General features: G+C 39.9%; 18 protein-coding genes. 15 read left to right on the forward strand and 3 right to left on the reverse strand.

Translation table 11 applies throughout. The features are described from left to right. Window positions 1-12: 12 nt before the first annotated feature. On the forward strand, window positions 13-1,347 hold the full coding sequence (locus tag LJE12_RS13545) for an MATE family efflux transporter (protein WP_173721680.1): 1,335 nt from the start codon (window positions 13-15) through the stop codon (window positions 1,345-1,347). Window positions 1,348-1,424: 77 nt separating this feature from the next. Here LJE12_RS13545 and LJE12_RS13550 read toward each other — a convergent pair whose 3' ends face one another. Next, window positions 1,425-2,765, reverse strand: a complete 1,341-nt coding sequence (locus LJE12_RS13550; protein ID WP_215679973.1) for an MATE family efflux transporter — start codon at window positions 2,763-2,765, stop codon at window positions 1,425-1,427. A 606-nt stretch (window positions 2,766-3,371) separates the two neighbouring features. Between LJE12_RS13550 and LJE12_RS13555 the strand changes: the two genes are divergently transcribed. The 7 genes from LJE12_RS13555 (at window position 3,372) to LJE12_RS13585 (ending at window position 12,585) form a co-directional block, all read left to right on the forward strand. Continuing rightward, complete coding sequence (locus LJE12_RS13555) at window positions 3,372-4,484, forward strand: ROK family transcriptional regulator (protein ID WP_119235071.1); 1,113 nt, start codon at window positions 3,372-3,374, stop codon at window positions 4,482-4,484. A 342-nt stretch (window positions 4,485-4,826) separates the two neighbouring features. Continuing rightward, window positions 4,827-5,855: a zinc-dependent alcohol dehydrogenase gene (locus tag LJE12_RS13560; protein ID WP_227226604.1), complete on the forward strand. Its 1,029-nt coding sequence runs from the start codon at window positions 4,827-4,829 to the stop codon at window positions 5,853-5,855. Window positions 5,856-5,968: 113 nt separating this feature from the next. After that, on the forward strand, window positions 5,969-7,333 hold the full coding sequence (locus LJE12_RS13565) for an MFS transporter (protein ID WP_118409179.1): 1,365 nt from the start codon (window positions 5,969-5,971) through the stop codon (window positions 7,331-7,333). A gap of 189 nt (window positions 7,334-7,522) precedes the next feature. Further along, window positions 7,523-8,818, forward strand: coding sequence for an MATE family efflux transporter (locus LJE12_RS13570; RefSeq protein WP_227226605.1), 1,296 nt, complete (start codon window positions 7,523-7,525; stop codon window positions 8,816-8,818). Between the two features lie 78 nt (window positions 8,819-8,896). After that, complete coding sequence (locus LJE12_RS13575) at window positions 8,897-9,718, forward strand: TrmH family RNA methyltransferase (protein ID WP_227226606.1); 822 nt, start codon at window positions 8,897-8,899, stop codon at window positions 9,716-9,718. A 43-nt stretch (window positions 9,719-9,761) separates the two neighbouring features. After that, entirely contained in the window at window positions 9,762-10,970 is a 1,209-nt protein-coding gene (locus tag LJE12_RS13580; protein ID WP_227226607.1) for a Fic family protein, read from the forward strand. 43 nt (window positions 10,971-11,013) lie between these two features. Then, window positions 11,014-12,585, forward strand: a complete 1,572-nt coding sequence (locus LJE12_RS13585) for an AAA family ATPase (protein WP_118409172.1) — start codon at window positions 11,014-11,016, stop codon at window positions 12,583-12,585. A gap of 113 nt (window positions 12,586-12,698) precedes the next feature. On the opposite strand, the gene LJE12_RS13590 is transcribed toward LJE12_RS13585, so the two are convergent. Next, window positions 12,699-13,871, reverse strand: coding sequence for a Gfo/Idh/MocA family protein (locus tag LJE12_RS13590; RefSeq protein WP_055152633.1), 1,173 nt, complete (start codon window positions 13,869-13,871; stop codon window positions 12,699-12,701). A gap of 329 nt (window positions 13,872-14,200) precedes the next feature. Here LJE12_RS13590 and LJE12_RS13595 point away from each other — a divergent pair, with 329 nt between their 5' ends. The 7 genes from LJE12_RS13595 to LJE12_RS13625 all read left to right on the forward strand — a co-directional run bounded on the left by LJE12_RS13595 (window position 14,201) and on the right by LJE12_RS13625 (window position 21,763). Then, window positions 14,201-15,469, forward strand: a complete 1,269-nt coding sequence (locus tag LJE12_RS13595) for an ABC transporter substrate-binding protein (RefSeq protein ID WP_227226608.1) — start codon at window positions 14,201-14,203, stop codon at window positions 15,467-15,469. A gap of 88 nt (window positions 15,470-15,557) precedes the next feature. Continuing rightward, the gene (locus LJE12_RS13600; protein WP_118613428.1) at window positions 15,558-16,466 is read left to right on the forward strand and encodes a carbohydrate ABC transporter permease; all 909 of its coding nucleotides are present in this window, start codon (window positions 15,558-15,560) and stop codon (window positions 16,464-16,466) included. Window positions 16,467-16,481: 15 nt separating this feature from the next. Beyond that, window positions 16,482-17,321: a carbohydrate ABC transporter permease gene (locus LJE12_RS13605; RefSeq protein WP_118330803.1), complete on the forward strand. Its 840-nt coding sequence runs from the start codon at window positions 16,482-16,484 to the stop codon at window positions 17,319-17,321. A 34-nt stretch (window positions 17,322-17,355) separates the two neighbouring features. Beyond that, the gene (locus tag LJE12_RS13610; RefSeq protein ID WP_118613430.1) at window positions 17,356-19,176 is read left to right on the forward strand and encodes a cache domain-containing sensor histidine kinase; all 1,821 of its coding nucleotides are present in this window, start codon (window positions 17,356-17,358) and stop codon (window positions 19,174-19,176) included. A gap of 54 nt (window positions 19,177-19,230) precedes the next feature. Beyond that, window positions 19,231-20,715 (forward strand): response regulator transcription factor, encoded by a 1,485-nt coding sequence (locus LJE12_RS13615; RefSeq protein ID WP_118613432.1) that lies wholly within the window; start codon window positions 19,231-19,233, stop codon window positions 20,713-20,715. 96 nt (window positions 20,716-20,811) lie between these two features. After that, window positions 20,812-21,396, forward strand: a complete 585-nt coding sequence (locus tag LJE12_RS13620; RefSeq protein ID WP_055058206.1) for a biotin transporter BioY — start codon at window positions 20,812-20,814, stop codon at window positions 21,394-21,396. Next, the gene (locus LJE12_RS13625; RefSeq protein ID WP_081018833.1) at window positions 21,380-21,763 is read left to right on the forward strand and encodes a CHY zinc finger protein; all 384 of its coding nucleotides are present in this window, start codon (window positions 21,380-21,382) and stop codon (window positions 21,761-21,763) included. Before LJE12_RS13620 ends, LJE12_RS13625 begins: the two co-directional genes overlap by 17 nt. On the opposite strand, the gene LJE12_RS21120 is transcribed toward LJE12_RS13625, so the two are convergent. Then, window positions 21,742-21,897: a DUF6783 domain-containing protein gene (locus LJE12_RS21120; protein WP_368186568.1), complete on the reverse strand. Its 156-nt coding sequence runs from the start codon at window positions 21,895-21,897 to the stop codon at window positions 21,742-21,744. The two genes, LJE12_RS13625 and LJE12_RS21120, sit on opposite strands and share 22 nt — an antisense overlap. Between the last annotated feature and the right edge of the window lie 44 nt (window positions 21,898-21,941).

Genomic DNA, 21,941 nt, shown 5'->3' on the forward strand with positions numbered 1-21,941 from the left:
GCAAAAAAGATAATGGATGAGCGTAAACGAAGTTTACGAAAAGAAATAGTCAGGCTGGCACTTCCGATCGCACTTCAGCAGTTCATGACAGCCCTGGTTGGAGCATGTGATGCAATCATGCTGGGAAAGTTAAGTCAGGATGCCATGTCAGCCGTATCACTGGCTACACAGGTTACTTTTGTATTTAATCTGTTTATGTTTGCATTTATGGCAGGCGAGAATATGTTTGTGGCACAATATTATGGAAAAGGGGATTACACAGGTATTTCCCAGGTGTTCAGCCTTGTGACAAAGATTTGTGGATGTATTGCAGTAGTATTTCTGGCAGGAACCCTTTTCTTTCCGGAACAGCTCATGAGAATCCTGACAAATGAGGAAACTCTGATCGTTCTGGGAAGTGAGTATTTAAGAGTCATCGGCATTTCCTATGTGTTTTCGGGAATTGCACAGATTTTCCTGGCAATCATGAAGAACTGTGGTGCAGTAAATATGAGTACCCTGATCAATGGGGTTATGGTAATTCTCAATATCGCATTGAATGCTGTTTTCATTTTTGGCCTGTCCGGCTTTCCGAAGATGGGGATTAAAGGTGCTGCACTGGCAACCGTACTTGCAACAGTTGTGCAGTTCTTGTGGAGTGTTGGTTATGTATTGTGCAGGATCAGAGCTGTGAAATTCAGTCTCAGAAGCTGTGAGAAAAAGTTATTTGGCCGTTTCTGGCAGAAAACAGTTCCGTTACTGATCAATAATCTTGCATGGGGAATAGGTTTTTCCATGTATTCTGTGATCATGGGACATCTGGGAACGGATGCTGTTGCCGCCAATGGAATAGCGAATATTTCCAAAAATCTTGTTGTATGCTTCTGCCTCGGACTTGGAAATGCAGGCAGTATCATAGTGGGAAACCGTCTTGGTGCAGACCGTCTGCAGGAAGCAAAAGAGGTAGGCGAGACACTTACCAAAACTGCGATTATTGCAGGAATTGTATCAGGCCTTGTCCTGATTGCCTTATCCCCATTTATCACAAAAATGGTAGATCTCACCCCGATAGCCCGCGGATATCTGCAAAAAATGCTGCTGATCTCTTCCTATTACATCGCAGGAAAATCAGTAAACTGTATGACAATAGGAGGAATCTTCGCAGCAGGCGGAGACTCCAAATTTGGAATGCTGTGTGATTCTGTAACTCTGTGGTGTATCATTGTTCCTCTGGGATGCATCTGCGCATTTATCCTGAAACTGCCGGTTATGGTTGTCTACTTTGTACTCAATCTGGACGAGATCATTAAACTGCCGGTGGTCTATAAACATTATAAGAAATATAAATGGATTAAGAATCTTACATAATTTTACACGCTCCAGGATCGACTGATCAAAAAACAGGCACATATACCGGATATCCGGGACTATGTGCCTGTTTTGTTTTAATGATATTTATGCATCCGCACATAATAGCTGATACATAAGATTACAGTGGCTCCGCTCCATGCTGCAATCTCTGCAAAGAAAATACCGTCCTGTCCGATAAAATGGGGAAGGATCAGTGCAGCACTGATACGCATGACAAATTCAGCCATACCACTTACCATAGGCATTAAGGTATCTCCCAGCCCCTGAAGTGCAGATCTGTACACGTACAGGAAGTACAAAACCCAGAGCATGGCAGCCATAATAGAGAGGTATTTAAAAGCAATTGCCAGTACCTGCTGTGTCTGCTGCGGTTCACCTGAGATGAAAAGTGAGAGAATATTTTTTCCAAATAAAAACATGGCAGCAGAAATGATCAGTGAGGTAAGCAGGGAAAGCAGCATACTGCTGCGGACGCCTTTTCTGATCCTGTCAATCTTTCCGGCTCCCAGATTCTGACCCACATAGGTAACGATGGCATATCCATAGGAAATAGCAGCCATTTCCAGCAGACCATAAAGCTTGTTTGTAGCTGTAAATCCTGCTACAAAAAGGAAACCGTAGCCATTGATCACATACTGGACTACCAGACCGCCCACACCGATGATGATATTCTGGAATACAACAGGAATACCAAGCTTCATCAGGCGGGCATTCATGCCGGAGGCAGGCATAAAATCTGCTCTGGTCAGATGAACGATATCAATTCTGCGTAAAATCAGGAAACAGTAAACAGCGGAGAAGCTCTGTGCGATCACAGTTGCGATTGCTGCTCCTGCCACACCCCATCCGAAGCCTGCCACAAAAAGGATGTCCAGTGAGACATTCAGCACAGATGCGATGATCATTGCGGTCAGCGGTGTTTTACTGTTTCCCATAGCTCTTAGGGCAGAGGCAAACATATTATAGGCTGCTGTGGCCGGGATTCCACAGAAAATGATACGCAGATATAACAGAGACATTCCGATAATATTGGAAGGTGTATGCAGCCCTGTTAATACCAGCGAAGCAAAGGACTGGCTAAGAATGAATACTCCGATTGCGATAAATGCGGTCAGCCGGTAACTGTGTGCCAGAGATTTACGCAGATTTTCGAAATCCTTTGCCCCATAATACTGGGAGAGTTGAATGGAAAATCCCTGGGTGAGTCCTGTGGATATTCCTGTGACAACCCACATCAGAAAGTCAACAGCACCCAGTGCGGCAAGAGCCTCCACACCTGCAACCTGCCCAACAACCATGGTATCCACCATTGTATAAAGCTGCTGACAGATATTTCCCAGCATCAGGGGAATTGCAAAAAGAATGATCAACCGTCCCGGTGAACCGGAGGTCATATCCTGAATCTTGGTTTTCATTAGTATAAAAGTTCCTTTCCTGAGCATATTTGAAAAAGTTTAGAAATGATTATTCGAATATGCCCTGATATTTACATTAATAATTTGTAACTATTCAGTAGTCTGCTATCCCGCGAGGTGTTTTGGCACGTAAGTACCAAAATCCCGAGACATACAAGCCAAAATGCCATCACCGCAGGTGATTTTTAATGCATTTTGGCTCGTAACTGTGAAGGTACTGAACAGTTACGATAATTTTATATCATTAACGTGAAAAATGAAATATAATATTTCATCAGAATGATATAAATTTATCTGTTATGTTACTGTTCACACGCCACTATCCCGCGAGGTGTTTTGGCATGAACATGCCAAAATCCCGAGACATACAGCGCGAATTTATGCGATTAGCATAAATTCTGTGCATCGCGAAGCGTGTTACTGAGAACGGAGTGAACAGTAACTCTGTTATTGTAGATATATTAACTGAATCAGCTGAATAAGTTAAGTCCCCTGCCTCAATTGCAAAAAGCAACATACTCTGCAGAGACAATGGCTATTTACAAATATGACAATAACAGGTATCATTCTTTTATAAATACATTAATAAAAGAAGGTAGAAACAGAATGAGCGGACTGGAAAAGAAATTTGCTACGAAATCAAAAATCGTAAATTATATTATAAATAGAGAATCCACATCAAAAGTGGAAATATCCAAAGAACTGAATCTGAGTATGCCAACAGTTCTGTCTAATGTAAAAGATTTATTGGAAAAAGGTATCATAATAGAAACTGGAGAATATGAATCCACAGGAGGAAGAAAGGCTAAAAGTATTGGAATCAATCCATCCTATCGTTATGCAATGGGGATTGTGATTACTGCAAATCATCTGGGAATGGTGCTGGTAAATCTGAAGTATGAGATTGTGAAATCAGAGCGGATCCGTCTGAAATTTGTATCTGATATGTCATATTGCAGTCAGGTGGCAGATTTTGCGGCGAAATTTCTGGATCATATGAATGATGCAGAACAGAAAGAAAAGCTTCTGGGTGTTGGAATCTCTATTCCGGGAATCATTAATCAGGAGCAGAAACTGGTGATAAAATCCCACGCACTGAAACTTGAAAACTATAGTCTCAGTTTCCTGGAACAGGCATTTTCTGTCCCGGTTTATTTTTCAAATGATGCCAATGCGGCAATGATGGCAGAAGATATGAACACCTATCAGAATGCAATTTATCTTTCGTTGAATCAGACTCTTGGCGGTGCATTTTGCATAGGGGGAAATTTGTTTTCCGGAGAAAATCAGAAGGCCGGAGAATTTGGACATATGATACTTGTACCTCAGGGCCGCAAGTGTTATTGTGGAAAATCAGGTTGTGCAGATGCTTATTGCGCTGCAGGCGCACTTGTTGGTGAGTCAAAGGATTCTGTGGAACAGTTTATGCAGCTGCTTCAAAACAATGATGAAAAGGCAGAGAAAAAATGGGAAGAGTATCTTGATTATCTTGCAATTCTGATTTCAAATCTGCGTATGGCATATGATATGGATATCATTCTTGGAGGTGAAATGGGTGGATATCTCTCAGATTATATGATACCTCTTGGGGAAAAAGTAATGAAGTATAATGGATTTGATCATGATCTGAGATATCTGAAAAACTGTTCTTATAAGAAAGAAGCCTCAGCTGTAGGTGCAGCAAAGCATTTCCTGCAGGATTTTATTGGAAAGATATAGCCGATAGCATTCTTGAATCACTGATGATCTGCTGATATACCATATTAAACAAATATCTGAATATAAAAAATACCCTGATTACAACAAAGAAAGGTTGTGATCAGGGTATTTTGTTACTGTGCGGGAATTCAGCAGATAATTATGAGGAGTGTTATAGTAACATCTGCATAAAAATAAAATCTTTACTTTGTGCAACTGGTAGAAATGAGAAATATTTTTAAATGTTTATTGACAAATTTAGCGATTTGAATAATAATGTAATTACTTTAATAAAACATTTAATAAAAGTTAATAAATAACTAGAGATTCAAAGTACATTCAACAAATAAGGAGGAAAATATTATGTTACAGCAGGTTATGACAAATCCAGGAGAAATTATTTTCAGAGAGGTTCCCGTACCAGAGATTAAAGACAACCAGGTTTTGGTTAAGATTATGAATATTGGTATCTGTGGTTCTGATATCCATGTATATCACGGAAAACATCCTTTTACAAAATATCCGGTAACCCAGGGACATGAAGTATCAGGAGAAGTGGTAAAAACAGGTTATGCAGTAACAGAATTTCATGTGGGACAGAAAGTAACAATTGAGCCACAGGTATATTGTGGACATTGTTATCCATGCCGTCACGGAAAATACAATCTCTGTGAAGAGCTGAAAGTAATGGGATTCCAGACAACAGGAACTGCATCCGAGTATTTTGCAGTTGATGCATCAAAAGTAACACCGATACCGGAAGATATGTCTTATGAAGAGGGCGCAATGATTGAGCCTCTGGCAGTAGCTGTTCATGGTGTTAAACAGATGGGAGATGTAACAGGAATGAATATTGTGGTGATAGGAGCCGGTCCGATCGGAAATCTGGTAGCGCAGTCTGCAAAAGGGATGGGAGCAGCTAAAGTTATGATCACAGATGTCAGTGATCTCCGTCTGGAAAAAGCAAAAGAGTGTGGAATTGACGTATGTGTCAACACAAAAAATAAAAATTTCGGGGAAGCAATGGTAGAAGCCTTTGGACCGGATAAGGCAGATGTTATCTATGATTGTGCAGGAAATAACATTACAATGGGACAGGCAATCAAATATGCAAGAAAAGGGAGCGTGATTGTGCTGGTTGCAGTTTTTGCAGGAATGGCTGAGATCGATCTGGCAGTTGCAAATGATCATGAGCTTGATATCAAGAGCACAATGATGTACAGACATGATGATTATGTAGACGGAATCAGACTGGTGAATGAAGGAAAAGTGCATTTAAGACCGCTGATTTCTAAGACATTTGCATTTAAAGATTATCTGAAAGCATACCAGTACATTGACGATAATCGTGAGACTACAATGAAAGTGATTATTAATGTGCAGGAAAAATAAAATACCCTGCTGATCATAAGCATTATGTAAGACAAAGATATAATAAAAAAGACTGCTGTAGAGAAGACATGAGTAAACGGAAAGAAGGAGGATGGCAGCAGGCAGGAGGAATTATGGAGAGTAAAAACGAAAATGTAAAAGTTCCGTTGATCAGTAAAATCGCATATGGATTTGGCGATGTAGGATGTAATTTCAGCTGGATGTTCGTCAGTAATTTTCTCATGATTTTTTACACAGACGTATTCGGAATCAGTATGGCAGCAGTCTCTGCCCTGATGCTGTTTTCGAGATTTTGGGATGCGATTAATGATCCGATCGTGGGTGGACTGACAGATAAAACCAAAACAAAATGGGGACGTTATCGTCCATGGCTTCTCATTGCAGCTCCGATCACGGCCGTGCTTCTGATTATGACATTCTGGGCACATCCGGACTGGTCGGACAGATCAAAGGTTATCTATATGGTAATTACATACTGTCTGCTGGTACTTGGATATACCTGTGTAAATATCCCGTATGGCACCCTTTGTGGAGCAATGACACAGGATATCGATGAACGTGCAAAGATTAATACATCACGTTCAGTATCTGCAATGGTCGCAATTGGAATTATCAATATCATTACAGTTCCACTGATTGGAAAACTTGGCAGTCAAAGTGCTAAAACAGGATACCTGCTGGTAGCAATCATATACGGATGTATTTTTGCAGCCTGTCATTTCTTCTGTTTCGCAAAAACAAAAGAGCAGGTGATTATGCCGGAAAAAGAAAAAATATCCATAAAAGTGCAGTTAAGAGCAGTGATGCAGAACCGCCCATATATTCTGGCATTAATCGGACAGGTGTTATTCGGATTTACACTTTATGGAAGAAATGCAGATGTTTTATACTATTTCACTTATGTAGAGGGAAATGCATCCTACTATACTACATATTCCATGTGCATTATCATTCCATCCATTATCGGTGCTGCATGTTTCCAGCCTGTATTCCGAAAATTGAATAATAAAGGAAGAACTGCATCTATTTTTGCCCTTTTTACCGGAATTTCCATGCTCTGTATGTTCTTCTTCAATGTAAAAGAAACACCGGCAGCGTTCTATACACTTGCAGGAATTACACAATTCTTTTTTTCTGGATTTAACACTGCAATCTATGCGATCATTCCCGATTGCGTAGAATACGGAGAGTGGAAAACGGGCTTAAGGAATGATGGTTTTCAATATGCATTTGTGTCACTGGGAAATAAAATTGGCATGGCAATAGGAACTGCGCTTCTTGCAGCACTTCTTGGAAAATATGGATATGTGGCAAATCAGGTACAGAATCCGGCTGTCCTCAGTATTATGAGACATTCCTTTACTACAATTCCGGGAGTTTTATGGATAGTGACAGCAATTGTACTGTTTTTCTATCGCCTGAATAAAAAACGTTACAATGAAATTGTAGAAGACCTGAAAAAAAAACGGGTAAAATAAAGAGTGTCGTGAAGTGAATTGCGAATATCAACAGAGTCTCCTTGAGCAGCATTAAAAAACCTGCTTAAGGAGATTTTTATGTCTGGAGTTTTTGTGGTTGCATTTTTGTTTTATATGGGTATAATGGTGAGATAAGTCTGCAGATGAAAGAAAGACAATGCTGACAATATAACGAAGGAGCGAAGTATTATGCTGAAAAGATTCACCAGGTATGTAACCCAGAGTGTTGCCGGAATGATTGGGATTTCAGTTTATGTTCTGGCAGATACTTTCTTTATATCTGTATATTCCGGTGCTGACGGGCTGGCAGTTCTCAATCTGATCCTGCCGGTTTATGGGCTGATCTATGCGATTGGGGCTATGATCGGGATTGGTTCCGCTACCAGGTATGCCATAAGCAGGGCAAAAGGAGAAAACACAGATCACTATTTCGTACAGTCAGTAACCTGGAGCATACTGGCTGCAGTTCCATTTATGCTGATCGGAATCTTTATTCCGGACAAAGCATTGGCTTTGCTGGGTGCAGATGCCGGACTGATCGGACTTGGACGAAACTATGTGAGAATTATTCTGATCGCAACACCATTCTTCATGTCAAATTATACATTTACTGCATTTGCCAGAAACGATGGAGCGCCTTCTATTGCAATGATCGGTTCCATCAGTGGAAGTATCTTTAACATTATATTTGATTATATATTCATGTTCCCAGTCGGTCTGGGATTTTCCGGAGCCGGACTGGCTACTGCAATCTGTCCGATCGTAACAATGAGCGTCTGTACCATACACTACAGAAGCAGCAGAAATCATGTAGTATTCTATTGGAAAAAACCGTCATTCAGACACCTGATTTCCTGCTGTCAGCTGGGAGTTTCCGCATTCGTCGGTGAACTGTCTTCCGGTGTAATCGCCATTGTATTTAACTTCCTGATTCTGGGAATCGCGGGAAATATGGGTGTAGCAGCCTATGGAGTTGTGGCAAACCTTTCTATCGTGGCATTTGCAATTTTCAACGGTCTGGCCCAGGGAGCACAGCCCCTGATCAGTGAAAGCTACGGAAAAGGCCAGCCCACTCAGGTAAGAAAACTTCTGAAATGGAGCCTGCTCGTATGTCTTGCTGTAGAAGCACTGATCCAATTGATCATCTGGACTTCAACCGACACGCTGATCAGCATTTTCAACAGTGAAAACAATGTTCAGTTGTTGAATTATGCACATACAGGACTGCGTCTGTATTTCCTTGGATTTATAGTGGCAGGAATCAATATTGTACTGGTGGCATATTTCTCAGCAGTAGATGAACCGAAAATCGCGATTGTCGGATCATTCCTGAGAGGAATTGTTGCTATTGTTATCTGCGCAGTTATACTTGCGAAATTATTTGGATTAAATGGAATCTGGATCTCTCTTCTTGCAGCGGAGACAGTTACGTTTCTGACGATTCTGTTTCTGGCATATAAAGACAGAAGAAAAAGAATCGAATAGCACTGTTGAAAAGGAATTCTTGTATAAACCTCCAAACTGATGTAAGATAAGATTACTCAGTTTGGAGGTTTTATTTTTATGTTTAACGAAATAAAAGATTTCGCTGCGCCGGAACTGGATGTATATGCCAGAACATCTGAAGTGCAGCTTTTAAGATACTATGAACCGGAACCAGGAATTTTCATTGCGGAGAGTCCGAAAGTAATTGAACGAGCCCTGAATGCAGGATATCATCCCATCTCTTTTCTGGTGGAGCATAAAGATCTGGAAGGAGAGGCACAGGAAATCCTGAAACAATATCCGGATGTGCCGGTCTATACTGCGGAATATGAACTGTTGGTCAAGCTGACCGGATTTGCTCTTACTCGCGGAATGCTCTGCTCAATGCGCAGAAATCCACTGCCATCTGTAGAGGAAATCTGCAGAAATGCCAGCCGCATAGCAGTTCTTGAAAATGTTGTAAATCCTACAAATATCGGAGCTATTTTTCGCTCAGCAGCAGCTCTCCATATGGATGCAGTACTTCTGACCGGCGGATGCAGCGATCCGCTTTACCGACGGGCAGCCAGAGTAAGCATGGGAACCGTATTCCAGATTCCCTGGACATATTTTGATAAAAAAACTGTATGGCCACAGGATGGAATGCAGATTCTGCAAAATCTGGGATTCAAAACAGCGGCAATGGCTCTGCGTGACGATTCTGTAGGAATTGATGACAAAGCACTCCGGTCAGAAGAAAAAATGGCAGTCATTCTCGGAACTGAAGGTGACGGCCTTGCATCACAGACCATTGCAGATTGCGATTATACAGTAAAGATACCAATGTCCCACGGAGTAGATTCGTTGAATGTAGCTGCGGCAAGTGCAGTGGCATTCTGGGAACTGGGACACAGAGAGTGAAACTATTAAGAATGATAAAATAGAAAAAAAGGCGTGATAATCAATGAAAACAGATCCTTTCAGAGAATATCTTATACAGGCAGAGCCAGGCAGGCGTGAAAAGGGATATGCATGGAATACTGCCATTGGTTTACAGGCTGTTGATGGATTAAAGCCGTCGCAGTATCTGGTTGATACAGCTGTTCAGAATATTGAGGGAAAAATTACGATAGAAGAAGCTCAATATCTGGTAGATTCTTATTATGAGGAAAGACGAGAAAAGCCAAAGTCAGGAGACAGAACTGAAGAAGCGGATAAAGTTTCAGCCAGAATTGCAGCACTATTATCAGAAAATGCATTTAGTTTTACACCTACAGAATATCTGGCAATTCATAAGAAACTATTTACAGGAATTTATTCACATGCCGGAAAAATCAGGGATTATAACATTACAAAAAAAGAATGGGTATTAGATGGAGCTTCCGTTCTTTATGGAAGTGCATCAGAACTTAGAGAGACATTAGAATATGATTTTACGCAGGAAAAAAAGTACAGCTATAAGGGTTTATCTATAGAAGAAATGATACATCATCTGGCAGTTTTTGTGGCAAATCTGTGGCAGATACATGTGTTTGGCGAGGGAAATACCAGAACTACGGCAGTTTTTTTTATTAAATATCTCAGAACACTGGGATTTGATGCCACAAATGATATATTTGCAGAAAATGCCTGGTATTTTCGAAATGCCCTGGTTCGTGCAAACTATAATGACTTAAAGAATGGAATCCATGAGACAACTGAATATCTGGAAGTATTTTTGCGAAATTTATTGCTGAATGAAAAAAAACCTCTTCATAATCGCATGATGCACATCAATAAAGAATTTATAAATCTTCTAAATGAGAGTCTGAAAACAGAAGAAGCGAACATTGAAATGAAAAAAGTGAATATTAAGAGGGAAAAAGCGAACATTGTAACAGAAAAAGTGAATATTGATGTGCATGACAGGTATTCAGATGAAATTCATGGTTTCCTGGAAAAAACAATAAACCATATTCAGAAAATGTATGATGCGTTAAGTGATAAAGTGGCATTTGGAAGAGAAGATGTACAACATGCTACTGGTCTGAAGCCTACACGCGCTTCTATGCTTATAAAAGAATTGGTTAAAAGGAAAATACTGGAGCCGGTTTCGGGATATGGAAAAGGAAAGTACAAATTTACAGGAATATCAGTTGAAAGACAGTACGGTAGTTGGACAGAACTTTTATAGTTACGGTAAATTAAAATATCTGTCAGGAAAGCAGGTGTGTGAAATGGGTGTGTATTTAAATCCCGGCAATGATAAATTTTATAAAGCAATCAATTCTGAGATTTATGTGGACAAAACAGAACTGATACAATATACCAATCGTGTTTTTAACACCATGCAGCAAAATGTCTGTGTAAGCAGACCAAGACGTTTCGGAAAGTCTGTGACTGCAAATATGCTGGCTGCATATTACAGCAGAGGATGTCAGTCTGAAAAATTATTTGACGGACTTAAGATAAAAGAAGATTCATCTTTTTCAAAATATCTGAACAAATACAATGTTTTCTTTATAAATATGCAGGAATTCCTAAGCCGCAGTAAGACAGTAGAGAAAATGGTCCTGCGATTAAACCGGATTCTGATGCGTGACCTGAAACAGGAATATCCTGATGTGGACTATTTTGATGAAGAAGATCTTGCTGAAAGTATGCAGGATGTATATCAGCAGACAGGATGTCCGTTTGTGATTATTATAGATGAGTGGGATTGTATTTTCAGAGAATACAAGTCAGATAAAGAAGCACAGGAGCAGTATCTTGATTTTCTGCGGGATTTTCTTAAGGATAAATCTTATATTCATCTTGCTTATATGACAGGAATCCTGCCGGTAAAGAAATATGGAACACATTCTGCCCTGAATATGTTTGATGAATTTTCTATGATTTATGCAGGACCTCTGGCGAAGTTTGTGGGTTTTACAGAGACAGAAGTCAGAGAATTATGTGAGAAATATCATATGGATATGAGGGAAATCAGAGAATGGTATGACGGGTACAGGTTTGAAAACTGTGAGCCGGTTTATAATCCAAGGTCTGTGGTAAACGGCATGCTCTTTGGTTCTATCAGAAACTACTGGAATATGACAGAATCTTTTGAAGCACTGCAGACTTATATAGATATGAATTTTGAGGGGTTAAAGGATGATATTCTCTGTATGCTGGCAGGAGAGCATATTCCTGTTAATACCGGAAATTTTACAAATGATATGACGACATTCCGGGATGAGAATGATGTTTTGACCTTATTGATCCATCTGGGATATCTGACATATGATTCTACAGAACATTGTGTGTATATTCCTAATAATGAAATCCGGAATGAGTATGCAAATGCTGTTTCTGTATCAGACTGGGGTGAAGTGTCAAAAGCTTTAAAAAATTCGGCAGATGTCCTGAATGCAATCTGGAATCAGAATGAGCAGATGGTTGCACAGGGAATGCAAAGAGCACACTTTGAGACCTCGCATCTTCAGTATAATGATGAAAATGCATTAAGTTATACTATTTCACTGGCTCTGTATGCGGCTAGAAACTATTATAGCGTATATCGTGAACTGCCAACAGGAAAGGGATTTGCGGATATGGTCTTTATTCCGAGAAAAAAATTTCCTGATAAACCTGCTCTGGTAGTGGAATTAAAATGGGATAAAAGTGCCAAAGGAGCTATTTCTCAGATTAAACAGAAGCAATATTGTAAAAGTCTGGAGAAATATGCAGGAAATATTCTTTTGGCAGGGATCAATTATTCGAAAAAGGATAAAGAGCATCAGTGCATGATTGAGAAGATAGTGAAATAATAACATTATATATGATTTGCTGTAAATAGATGAAAAATATCAGAGAGTGTGTAGATTGGAAAATTTCTACACACTCTCTGATGTATTTATGATATAAAGTTAAATGATATAGGTTATTCGAAACGAGGAATTGTAATAACTTCTCCACCCTTCATAGCGGATTCGTGCGCACAGATTCCTGTACCTGTCCAGTAAGCGCCCATGATGTCATCGATAGCAGGTTTGCGTTCTTCCAGAATGGAACGGATGAATTCATGTACAAGGTGTGGATGGGAACCACCGTGACCGCCTCCCTGGGTGAAGGAAAGATGGGTGTTCTCATTGTTATATACTGTGTTGGTGGTGAAGGATGCGATTTCCTTCGGAAGAAGGTGTGCATAATCCGGGATCTGGATTCGTTTTTCTGCAATTTTTGTTCCACGGCTGGATTTCTCGCTGTCTTCATCCAGGATATCTTCTGCTTTTTCAAATTCTCCTGTGCGGGTAAAGAGAACTGGATTTTCTTCACTAAGTTGCTGCCATTCGAAGCTCTCGTTTTCACCGTATACCCGGAAGCATTCAGAATAGTTTCTGGCTACACCATACAGAAAACGTTCCATTTCAATAGTCACATCGCTGTCCTGAAGAGAAATAAATGCAGATTCGAACGCGAATGGGCAGCCGTATTTGTCAGCCAGTTCTTTGCGGATTTTTCCGGAACCTCTTGCATAAACCTTGTCTGGCAGATGTCCGGCAAGCATAAGACACGGAGCAACGGCGTGTGTTGGATGCATCAGTGGAGGGAAGCCTTCCCAGTATTCCGGCCATCCTTCCATGTCCTGGTAATGTGCACAGGTCATATACTGGAGACGTCCGAATTCTCCTTTTTTATAAAGTTCCTGAATATAGAGGAACTCTCTCTGGAAAATAGTTGTTTCCATAAACATATAATTTTTGCCGGAGGCTTTGCGGGCTGCAATGATGTCATTTAATTCTTGGATGCTCATTCCCATGGGAATCGTACAGCCACAATGTTTACCAGCATTTAAGACACGTACAGAAAACGGAGCATGTGTTGCTGGCGGTGTTACAAGATGAACTGCATCAATTTCAGGAATATCCAGTACATCCTGCAGATCTGTGAAACAGCGTTCATCCGGAATGCTGTATCGTTCTTTTGCAATATTCAGAAGTTTCTCATTTTTATCTACGACATACACCTTATCAATATCAGGATGTTTACAGTAGATAGCAACGAATTCAAGTCCGAAGCCTAAGCCTACTAAAGCGACATTCAGTTTTTTCATGATGGAAAATCCTCCTTAAAAAATTAATATAGAAAAAATCATCAGGATGTCAGGAATCCTGCATCTGTTTTGTATGTCTGTGATTATACGTGATGAAAAAAGAAAAGAGAATAAAGATAATTTAGATGTTTGGACAAAAAAAGATAAAAATAATACCAGTTCCGATCAGTCTTACTTTTTTTTAGAAAAGATGGAAAAAGAAAGAATAATATCGTTATTCAAAAATCAGGGATTTCATGTTTTAATAAGTGCATAGCAGAACAATCGATTGGAAAGCAGATCAGAAATACAGAGATATAAGAGAGAAGATGAGAAGGAGGAACTATATAATGAAGAAAAGAGCATTAGCTGTTATGCTGGCAGGGGTTATGGTTTTAGGCGCACAGACAGGTGTGTGGGCTGCATCCGATACTTCAGATCAAAAAGAAGGGGAATTGACACTTCTGCTAACAAATAGTTTGATTGATGGGTCAGGAGCGAATAGTGAAGAATTTAAAAAAGTAATTAAACAATATGAAGAAGAGAATCCGGGAGTTAAGATTACCTTACAGGGTGCTTCTCAGCAGGATATTAAAGAATCTTTCCAGACAGCTGCTCTGGCGGGTAGAGGTGCAGATATTGTGATGATGGATAATTCAGGACATGCCATTGATCTTGCTGCTATGGGGCTTCTGTATTCATTGGAAGAACTTACTACAGATGAAGAACTCACTGCACAGTATCAGGAAGGACCTCTTGATTCCGGCAAATTCGAAGGCAAATATTATTCAGTACCATGGAATATGGACTGTACAGGTCTTTATTATAATAAAGAACGCCTGGATGAGCTGGGAATTGATGTCCCTACAACGTGGAAAGAGCTTTCGGACGCAGTAGATAAAGTAAAAGAGGCAGGTTACGGTGGAATTATCACTTATCAGAGTGCATATGCGTTCTACTCATTCTTCTATCAAAATGAGTGTCCGGTAATTGATACAAGCGGAGATGTTCCGAAAGTAGTGATTGACAATGAGGAGGGAAAAGAAGCATGGAATTATATCTGTGATCTGATCTCCAAAGGTGGTCTGGTAGAGTCTTTTAAAGAAGCAACCACATGGGACAAAGTATATGAAAGCTTTGCAAATGGAGAAGCAACCTTCCTGTTGGGTGGAGACTGGTGTTCTGGTGAAGTGGAAAATATTAATCCGGATATGGATTATGGTATTGCCCCGATGGTGAAAGGGAAAACAGAAGCGACTGTACTGGGAGGCTGGACCTGGAACATTAATGCAAACTGCAAAAAACCAGAACTTGCCTATGATCTGATTCAGTATCTGAACTCAGAAAAAGGAGATTCTATTCTGGCTGTAGAGGGAAAAGCATCTGCACGCAAGGATTATGACTATGTTAAATCATTGGAAGGAAAGGATAAGTTAAAAGTTTTTGCAGAAGAACTTTCATATACAAAGGCAAGACCTGCTGTTATTAATGAAAAAGCCATTGATGAACTGATTATTAATGCAATCTTGGAAGTAGACTATGGACAGTCCTCAGCTGAAGATGCGCTGACATCTCTTGCACAGAAGCTTAATGAAAATATTGCATCCAACTATCAGTAAAAATGTCTGGAAAATAAACATGAAATGATAACAGAGGCGCTGGCGTGAAATGGCGGCAGCGCTTCTTCATTGAGAAGGGAGGAAGATTATGTCCCAAGTACGTAGAAAAGAAGGCCTGAAGCTGAGAAAAAATCTTCCGGGATATTTTCTGATGGCACCAGCAGTGATTGCGGTATTGGCGCTTTCTGTGTACCCTCTTTTCAGAGGTATTTATCTGAGTTTTTTAAATTATAACCTTGTACGCCCAAATGATCCTGCATTTAATACCCTTGCAGGTTTACAAAATTATATTAATATTTTTAAAGATAAAGTGTTCCTACAGTCTATTGGAAATACAGTAAAGTGGACAGTGGTGAATCTTGTGGTACAGCTTGTGGCAGCCATGCTTCTTGCACTTGCACTGAACCAGAAACTGAAAGGAAGATCTGTATACAGAACCCTGATTCTGGTTCCATGGGCAGTTCCCCATGCCATAGCAGCTATGACCTTTACTTTTTTATACAATGCAAATGTAGGTATCATTAATATTCTGGCAGTGAAACTGGGAATGATTACAGAATCTGTATCCTGGCTTGGAAATGTGGGATCGGCGTTCTGGTGTGTAATCTTGGTGGCAATCTGGAAGGGAATTCCATTTCAGATGATCTTTATTCTGGCTGCACTGCAGGGAATTTCCAGGGATGTGTATGAGAGTGCGGAAATAGATGGTGCCAGCCGTTGGCAGTGTTTCTGGAGAATCACACTTCCGATTATCAAAGAGCCTCTGGCTATTTCTACCGTTCTGAACCTGATCGGTATTGTGTCCTGTTTTAACACCATCTGGCTGATGACCAAAGGTGGACCGCTGTACAGCACAGAGATTGTTTATACCTATGCATACAGAAGAGCATTTATTGACCATAATTTCGGAACTGCAGCAGCTGCATCTGTGGTATTGTTTGTATTCATGGCTGTTTTTTCCGGAGTTTATCTGAAGATGGTAAGTGAGAAAGAATAGGGAGGAGGAAACTATATGCATGCAAAACAACGAAATGAAGCCATACGGCATGTGGTAGCCTATGTATTTACAATAGCTATGGTTTTCCTTGCAGTGACCCCGTTTATCTATGTGGTACTGACTGCCCTGAAAACAAAGGAGCAGATATATGATCCATCGCAGATTATACCGACACATATCACATTTGATAATTTCAGACAGGTGCTATTTCAGTCGAATTTCGTAAGATATTTTATGAACAGTATTTTTATTACACTGGTCACAACATTGATTTGTATGATATTATCAGTAATGGCAGCATATGGACTTACCAGATATAGAATCGTAGGTGCCGGGAAAATCAAGATGGCGGTTCTTATGACAAGAATGTTTCCGGGAATCCTGTTGTGTATTCCTTACTATATTATTATGAAACAGTTGAATCTGATTGACAGTTATATAGGACTGATTCTGATGTACTGCTCTTTTACCCTGCCTTTTGCCATATGGAATACCTGTGCATTTTTTATTTCCATCCCATGGGAGTTGGAGGAAGCTGCCAGGATTGATGGCTGCAGCAGGTTGAAATCTTTCTTCCATGTGATCATTCATGTGGCTAAGCCGGGACTTTTTGTTACAGCCTTGTTCTGTTTTATGACATCTTGGGATGAATATATGTATGCTTCTATTTTTATTAATACAACTTCAAAGAAAACCATTCAGGTTGGTATGCAGGACTTTGTAGGACAGTATTCTGTAGACTGGGGACTGCTGATGTCAGCGGTGGTAATCAGTCTGATACCAATTCTGATTTTCTTTGCATTGGTACAGAAAAATCTGGTACAGGGACTTTCTGCCGGTGCAGTGAAAGGATAAATACAGATCAGATGTAGAAAGAGGAAATTTGCGTATGAGTTTCAAACGTAAAAATCCGGGTAACCAGAGCATAAGAAGGCAGCTCACATTTTATATGGGACTTTTTGTGGTGCTGCCGTTGTGCCTGGCTTTGATGCTTCTGAATTTCTATCTTCAGAAAGTTACCACGGAAAATAAGATCAACAATGAGACAGATTTGCTATCTCAAATCAGGGATAATACAGATCAGATGATTGAAGTGACCAACTATGCTACAAGTATGTTGATGACAAATAAAAATACACTGAAGAACCTGCGAATTTTAGAGCAAGACGGGGATTCCTACGAGATCTATCAGGCGAAAAGAGAACTTTCTAATGATATTTCGGATGTAGAGAGCTCCGTCTTAAATGCCGTTGGCGGAAAAGTAGCTATACTTACGAAAAAAGGATATATGATTGGTTCTTACACATTAAGCAGAACAGAAACGAATTATGAGAAAGAACAGTGGTATCAGGAGATTTTGGAAAATGGAAGAAAGATAACTTGTAGTGCTAATATAGGAACCATATTCCAGGAAATGACAATATATGACAATGTACAGAAATATTTTTATATGGGGCGGGAAATTCTGGATTATTCCGGCAAAAATCTGGGAATCATGCTGATTCGTCTTTCCGAGAAAAAAATCTGGGGAAAACTGGCAGCAAGTATGGTGACAGAGGAAGGCGGTGCCCTTTATATCCTGGACAGAAGCAATGATATATTGATGGCGTATAATGAGAAATATCAGAAACAGCTGAAAGAACTGAAAGAACAGGAAATTGTAAAGGAGATTTCTGATAATGAAATTATGACTGGTAATCTGAAGGATGATTTTTATTATATGGAAGGAGAACTGGAGAATACTTCCAATAAACTGGTCTACCTTGTTCCCCAGAAAGTTTTCCTGAAAGAAAACAGAAAGATTCTCCAGAGAATTCTGGAAATGTTACTTCTGGTGATTGGATTCACTGTCTGCACCATGTTATATTTTTCTAAAAGAATCGCCAAACCTTTGGTTGAAGTGGCACAGACTCTGGAAAAAGCTCCCAATGGAATGGCAGTTCTGGAAGAACCTCAAGGCTCTTTTCAGGAGATGAGTAAATTTGTATTCTGCTATAATCAGGCTGGGAAAAAGATTGAAGAGCTTCTGGGTAATGTGGAAAGAGAGAGCAGATTAAAAGAAAAAGCTCATTATGAAATGCTTATGTCGCAGATTTCCCCTCATTTTATCTTTAATACGGTTAATTCCATAAGAATTATGGCTATAAAAGAAGGACAAAATCGGGAAGACGGAAATGAAAACACAGAGAAAGCACTGGAGGCATTGGGAGATATCCTACATGCAGTTTACAGTAATAAAAATGGTATGACTACTGTGGGGCAGGAGACAGCACTTCTGAAGTCATATGTAGATATCATGCAGATGCGGTTTGGAAGTTCATTTCAGTATTATAATGTAATTCCAACGGAACTGTTCTATTATGAAATTCCTGCATTTACTATGCAGCCGATTGTGGAAAATGCGATTTTGCATGGAGTAAAAGGTGTAACAGCAGGGCAAATCATAGTCTCTGCAATAGAGTATGAGAATAATTTTGTCATATCTGTATTCAATAATGGAAATTCTGCGGATAAAAAGAAGATTGAAGATCTTCTGAAGGGAGAGAAGAACCAGAGAGCTGTAACGGGAATCGGACTTTATAATGTGAATTCCAGATTGAAGCTCTTGTATGGGGAATCTTATGGACTGATTTATAATGAAAAGGTTAGCAATGGATTTGAAATATGGATACGTCTTCCAAAAAAAATCACAGAATCAGAAGAAAGGTGATAAAATAGGATAAAAAGACAGTAATTATTATCTGGATGAAGGGAAGAACATTCTATGAAAAAAGTACTGATCGTAGAGGATGAAATTTTGGCGAGGCTTGGACTACGTCAGCTTGTAGACTGGAGAAAACTGGAACTGGAGCTGTTGCCGGATGCAACAGATGGAGAAGAGGCACTGGAAATGATCCGGAACAGTTGTCCGGATATCATTCTTCTCGATCTGAACATACCAAAAGTTAGCGGGCTTGAAATTCTGGAATTTCTGAAAAAAGAAGAAATGCCAACCAAAGTAATCGTAGTAAGCTGCCAGGAAGAATTCGATGTTGTAAAAAAGGCAATGAAACTTGGTGCGTATGATTATCTGCGAAAACTAAATCTGAGTTCCGATGAACTGGAAAATATTCTGGAAAAGTGTCTGGTAGAAACAGAAGAAAGAATTACGGTTCATATGCAGGGAATACGTGAGATCCGTTATGAAGAGATTGTGAGAGACAGCAGAGATATTTTGGCAGGTGCCTGTAATTATCAGACATTAATCTGTATACTGGCGAAAGATACAGAGGAGTTGTCCAGGGTTACGGAAATAATCCATAAATGGGCTGAAACCGAACTCAGGGAAGGTCTGCAGATCCAGAAGGGAAATCAGTATGGATATTTCCTGTTGGAAGAAAAACCAGAAAAATCTGTTTATATGGAATTGAAGAAAAGGGCAGAGCGGAAAACAGACAGAGAACTGTACATGGGAATCTTTGAAGGTTGTATGGAAAAAACTGCGGATATTGTTCGGGCTGCTGCGATGGCTGAACAGATACAACTTTTCAGTTATTATGATAAAGAAGAGAAGCTGGTGTTTTTTCAAAAGAAGATTGAAACAGAAGGTCATAGTCCACGAGGAATGCATGGATATCTGGATTCCCTAAAAGAGAAGATCAGAAGTTTTGACAGAGAAAAAACTGAACAGGAGCTGCATGGAATTTTCGGACTGATCCGACAGGAGTCTTATATCAGTATCAATGTGCTGAGAAGAAATTTTATGGATATTCTGGGGATTTATTCTATGGTTGCACAGTCACTGAATGGTGCGTTGGAAGAAATAGAATTGGACGGAGATAATTGTCATTATCAGAAAATCATGATGATGGAAAGTCTTAGGGAAATAGAGAAATGGTTCCTGAAATTTAATGATATTTTTATGGAAAAATTCTGGATTGCCTACAAATGCAGCAGGTCAGAAATTCTGCAGAAAGTAGTAAAATATATAGAAGTGCATATCATGGAACCAATCCATCTGTCAGATGCAGCTGCTGAAACAGGAGTTTCTTCAGCCTATCTTAGCACCATGTTTAAAAAAGAAATGGGTTATAATTTTATAGAATATGTAAATCTCCGAAAAATAGAATTGGCCAGACAAATGCTTCAGGATGGAAAAATGGTCTATGAAGTCTCAGAACTTCTTGGATTCGAAAACAGCACTTATTTCTCCAGAGTGTTTAAACGCTATACAGACGTGTCACCCGATACTTATCGGAAACAAATGTAAACCAAATACAAGAAAATGAGTTGACAATCCTTCCCGCTTATGATATAAAAAGAAGGTCAAAATCAATCATTAACAGGGAAAGAGGAGAGTCTTATTATGAGTCAGTCATATGCAAAAAGCCCTGCTGCAGAGAGAAAATTTACAACCAGAGAAATGGTACTGGTTGGTATGTTTGCAGCAGTTCTTGCAGTAATATCACAGATTTCACTGCCAATGCCTACCGGTGTACCGATCACCATTCAGGTATTTGGCGTAGCGCTTGTAGGCGCAGTACTTGGTTCCAGGCTTGGAACTACAGCAACACTGGTTTACGTTCTGTTAGGAGCCATCGGTCTTCCAATCTTTGCTAACTTCTCAGGCGGAATCAGCAGCATCGTGGGAGTTACAGGAGGATACATCTGGGCATGGCCAATCATGACCTGGCTCTGCGGAATCCGTCCGAAAACAGAGAACAAGACAAAGAATCTTGCAATCTCAATCGTATTCGCACTGATCGGACTTCTGATCGTTGAGACAATCGGTGGTCTGCAGTGGCACTTTGTAGGAGGCTCCATGAGCATTCCGGCAATCGCAGTATACTCCTTAACAGCATTTATTCCAAAGGATATTGTGATCACAGTTCTTGCAGTACTGATCGCAATTCCCATCAGAAAAGGAATCAACAATGCAGGAAACCGCTGATAAAAGTAACAGGTTAAAGAATAGCCTGCCGGAAGACAATCTGGTAAAGCAGGAAAACATAAAGATTCACGGAATCGGACTTGATAAAGCAGGACGGTGTACACACTATCACACACAGCTTGACATAGCTGCATTGCTTTGTGCGAAATGCAGGAAATATTACGCATGCTATTCCTGCCACGATGAACTGGAAGACCATTCATTTGTTGCAACAACACCGGAAGAAGTTTATCCTGTTTTATGCGGAAACTGTGGCAGGAAACTTACACTTCAGGAATACAAAAAAGGCAGCTGCCCTTACTGCCACGCAGGATTTAATCCAAAATGCAGTTTACATGAGAATATTTATTTCTGTTGCACTATGTAACGTGTTTTGAAAAACATTTCCGCAATCTGCACGCCCCACTTTGCAGTATATTTTGCAGAAAGCCTTTTCAAACACGCTCTAATGTAGAGAATACAAAATAACAAAAAATTTTGTATTCTCTTTTTATTTGTCAAAAAATCTGATATACTGATTAGAGTTATAATAGACTAACTAAATC

Origin of the sequence: Blautia sp. DFI.6.71 (genome assembly GCF_020593585.1) — a bacterium.
GTDB lineage: Bacteria > Bacillota > Clostridia > Lachnospirales > Lachnospiraceae > Blautia_A > Blautia_A wexlerae.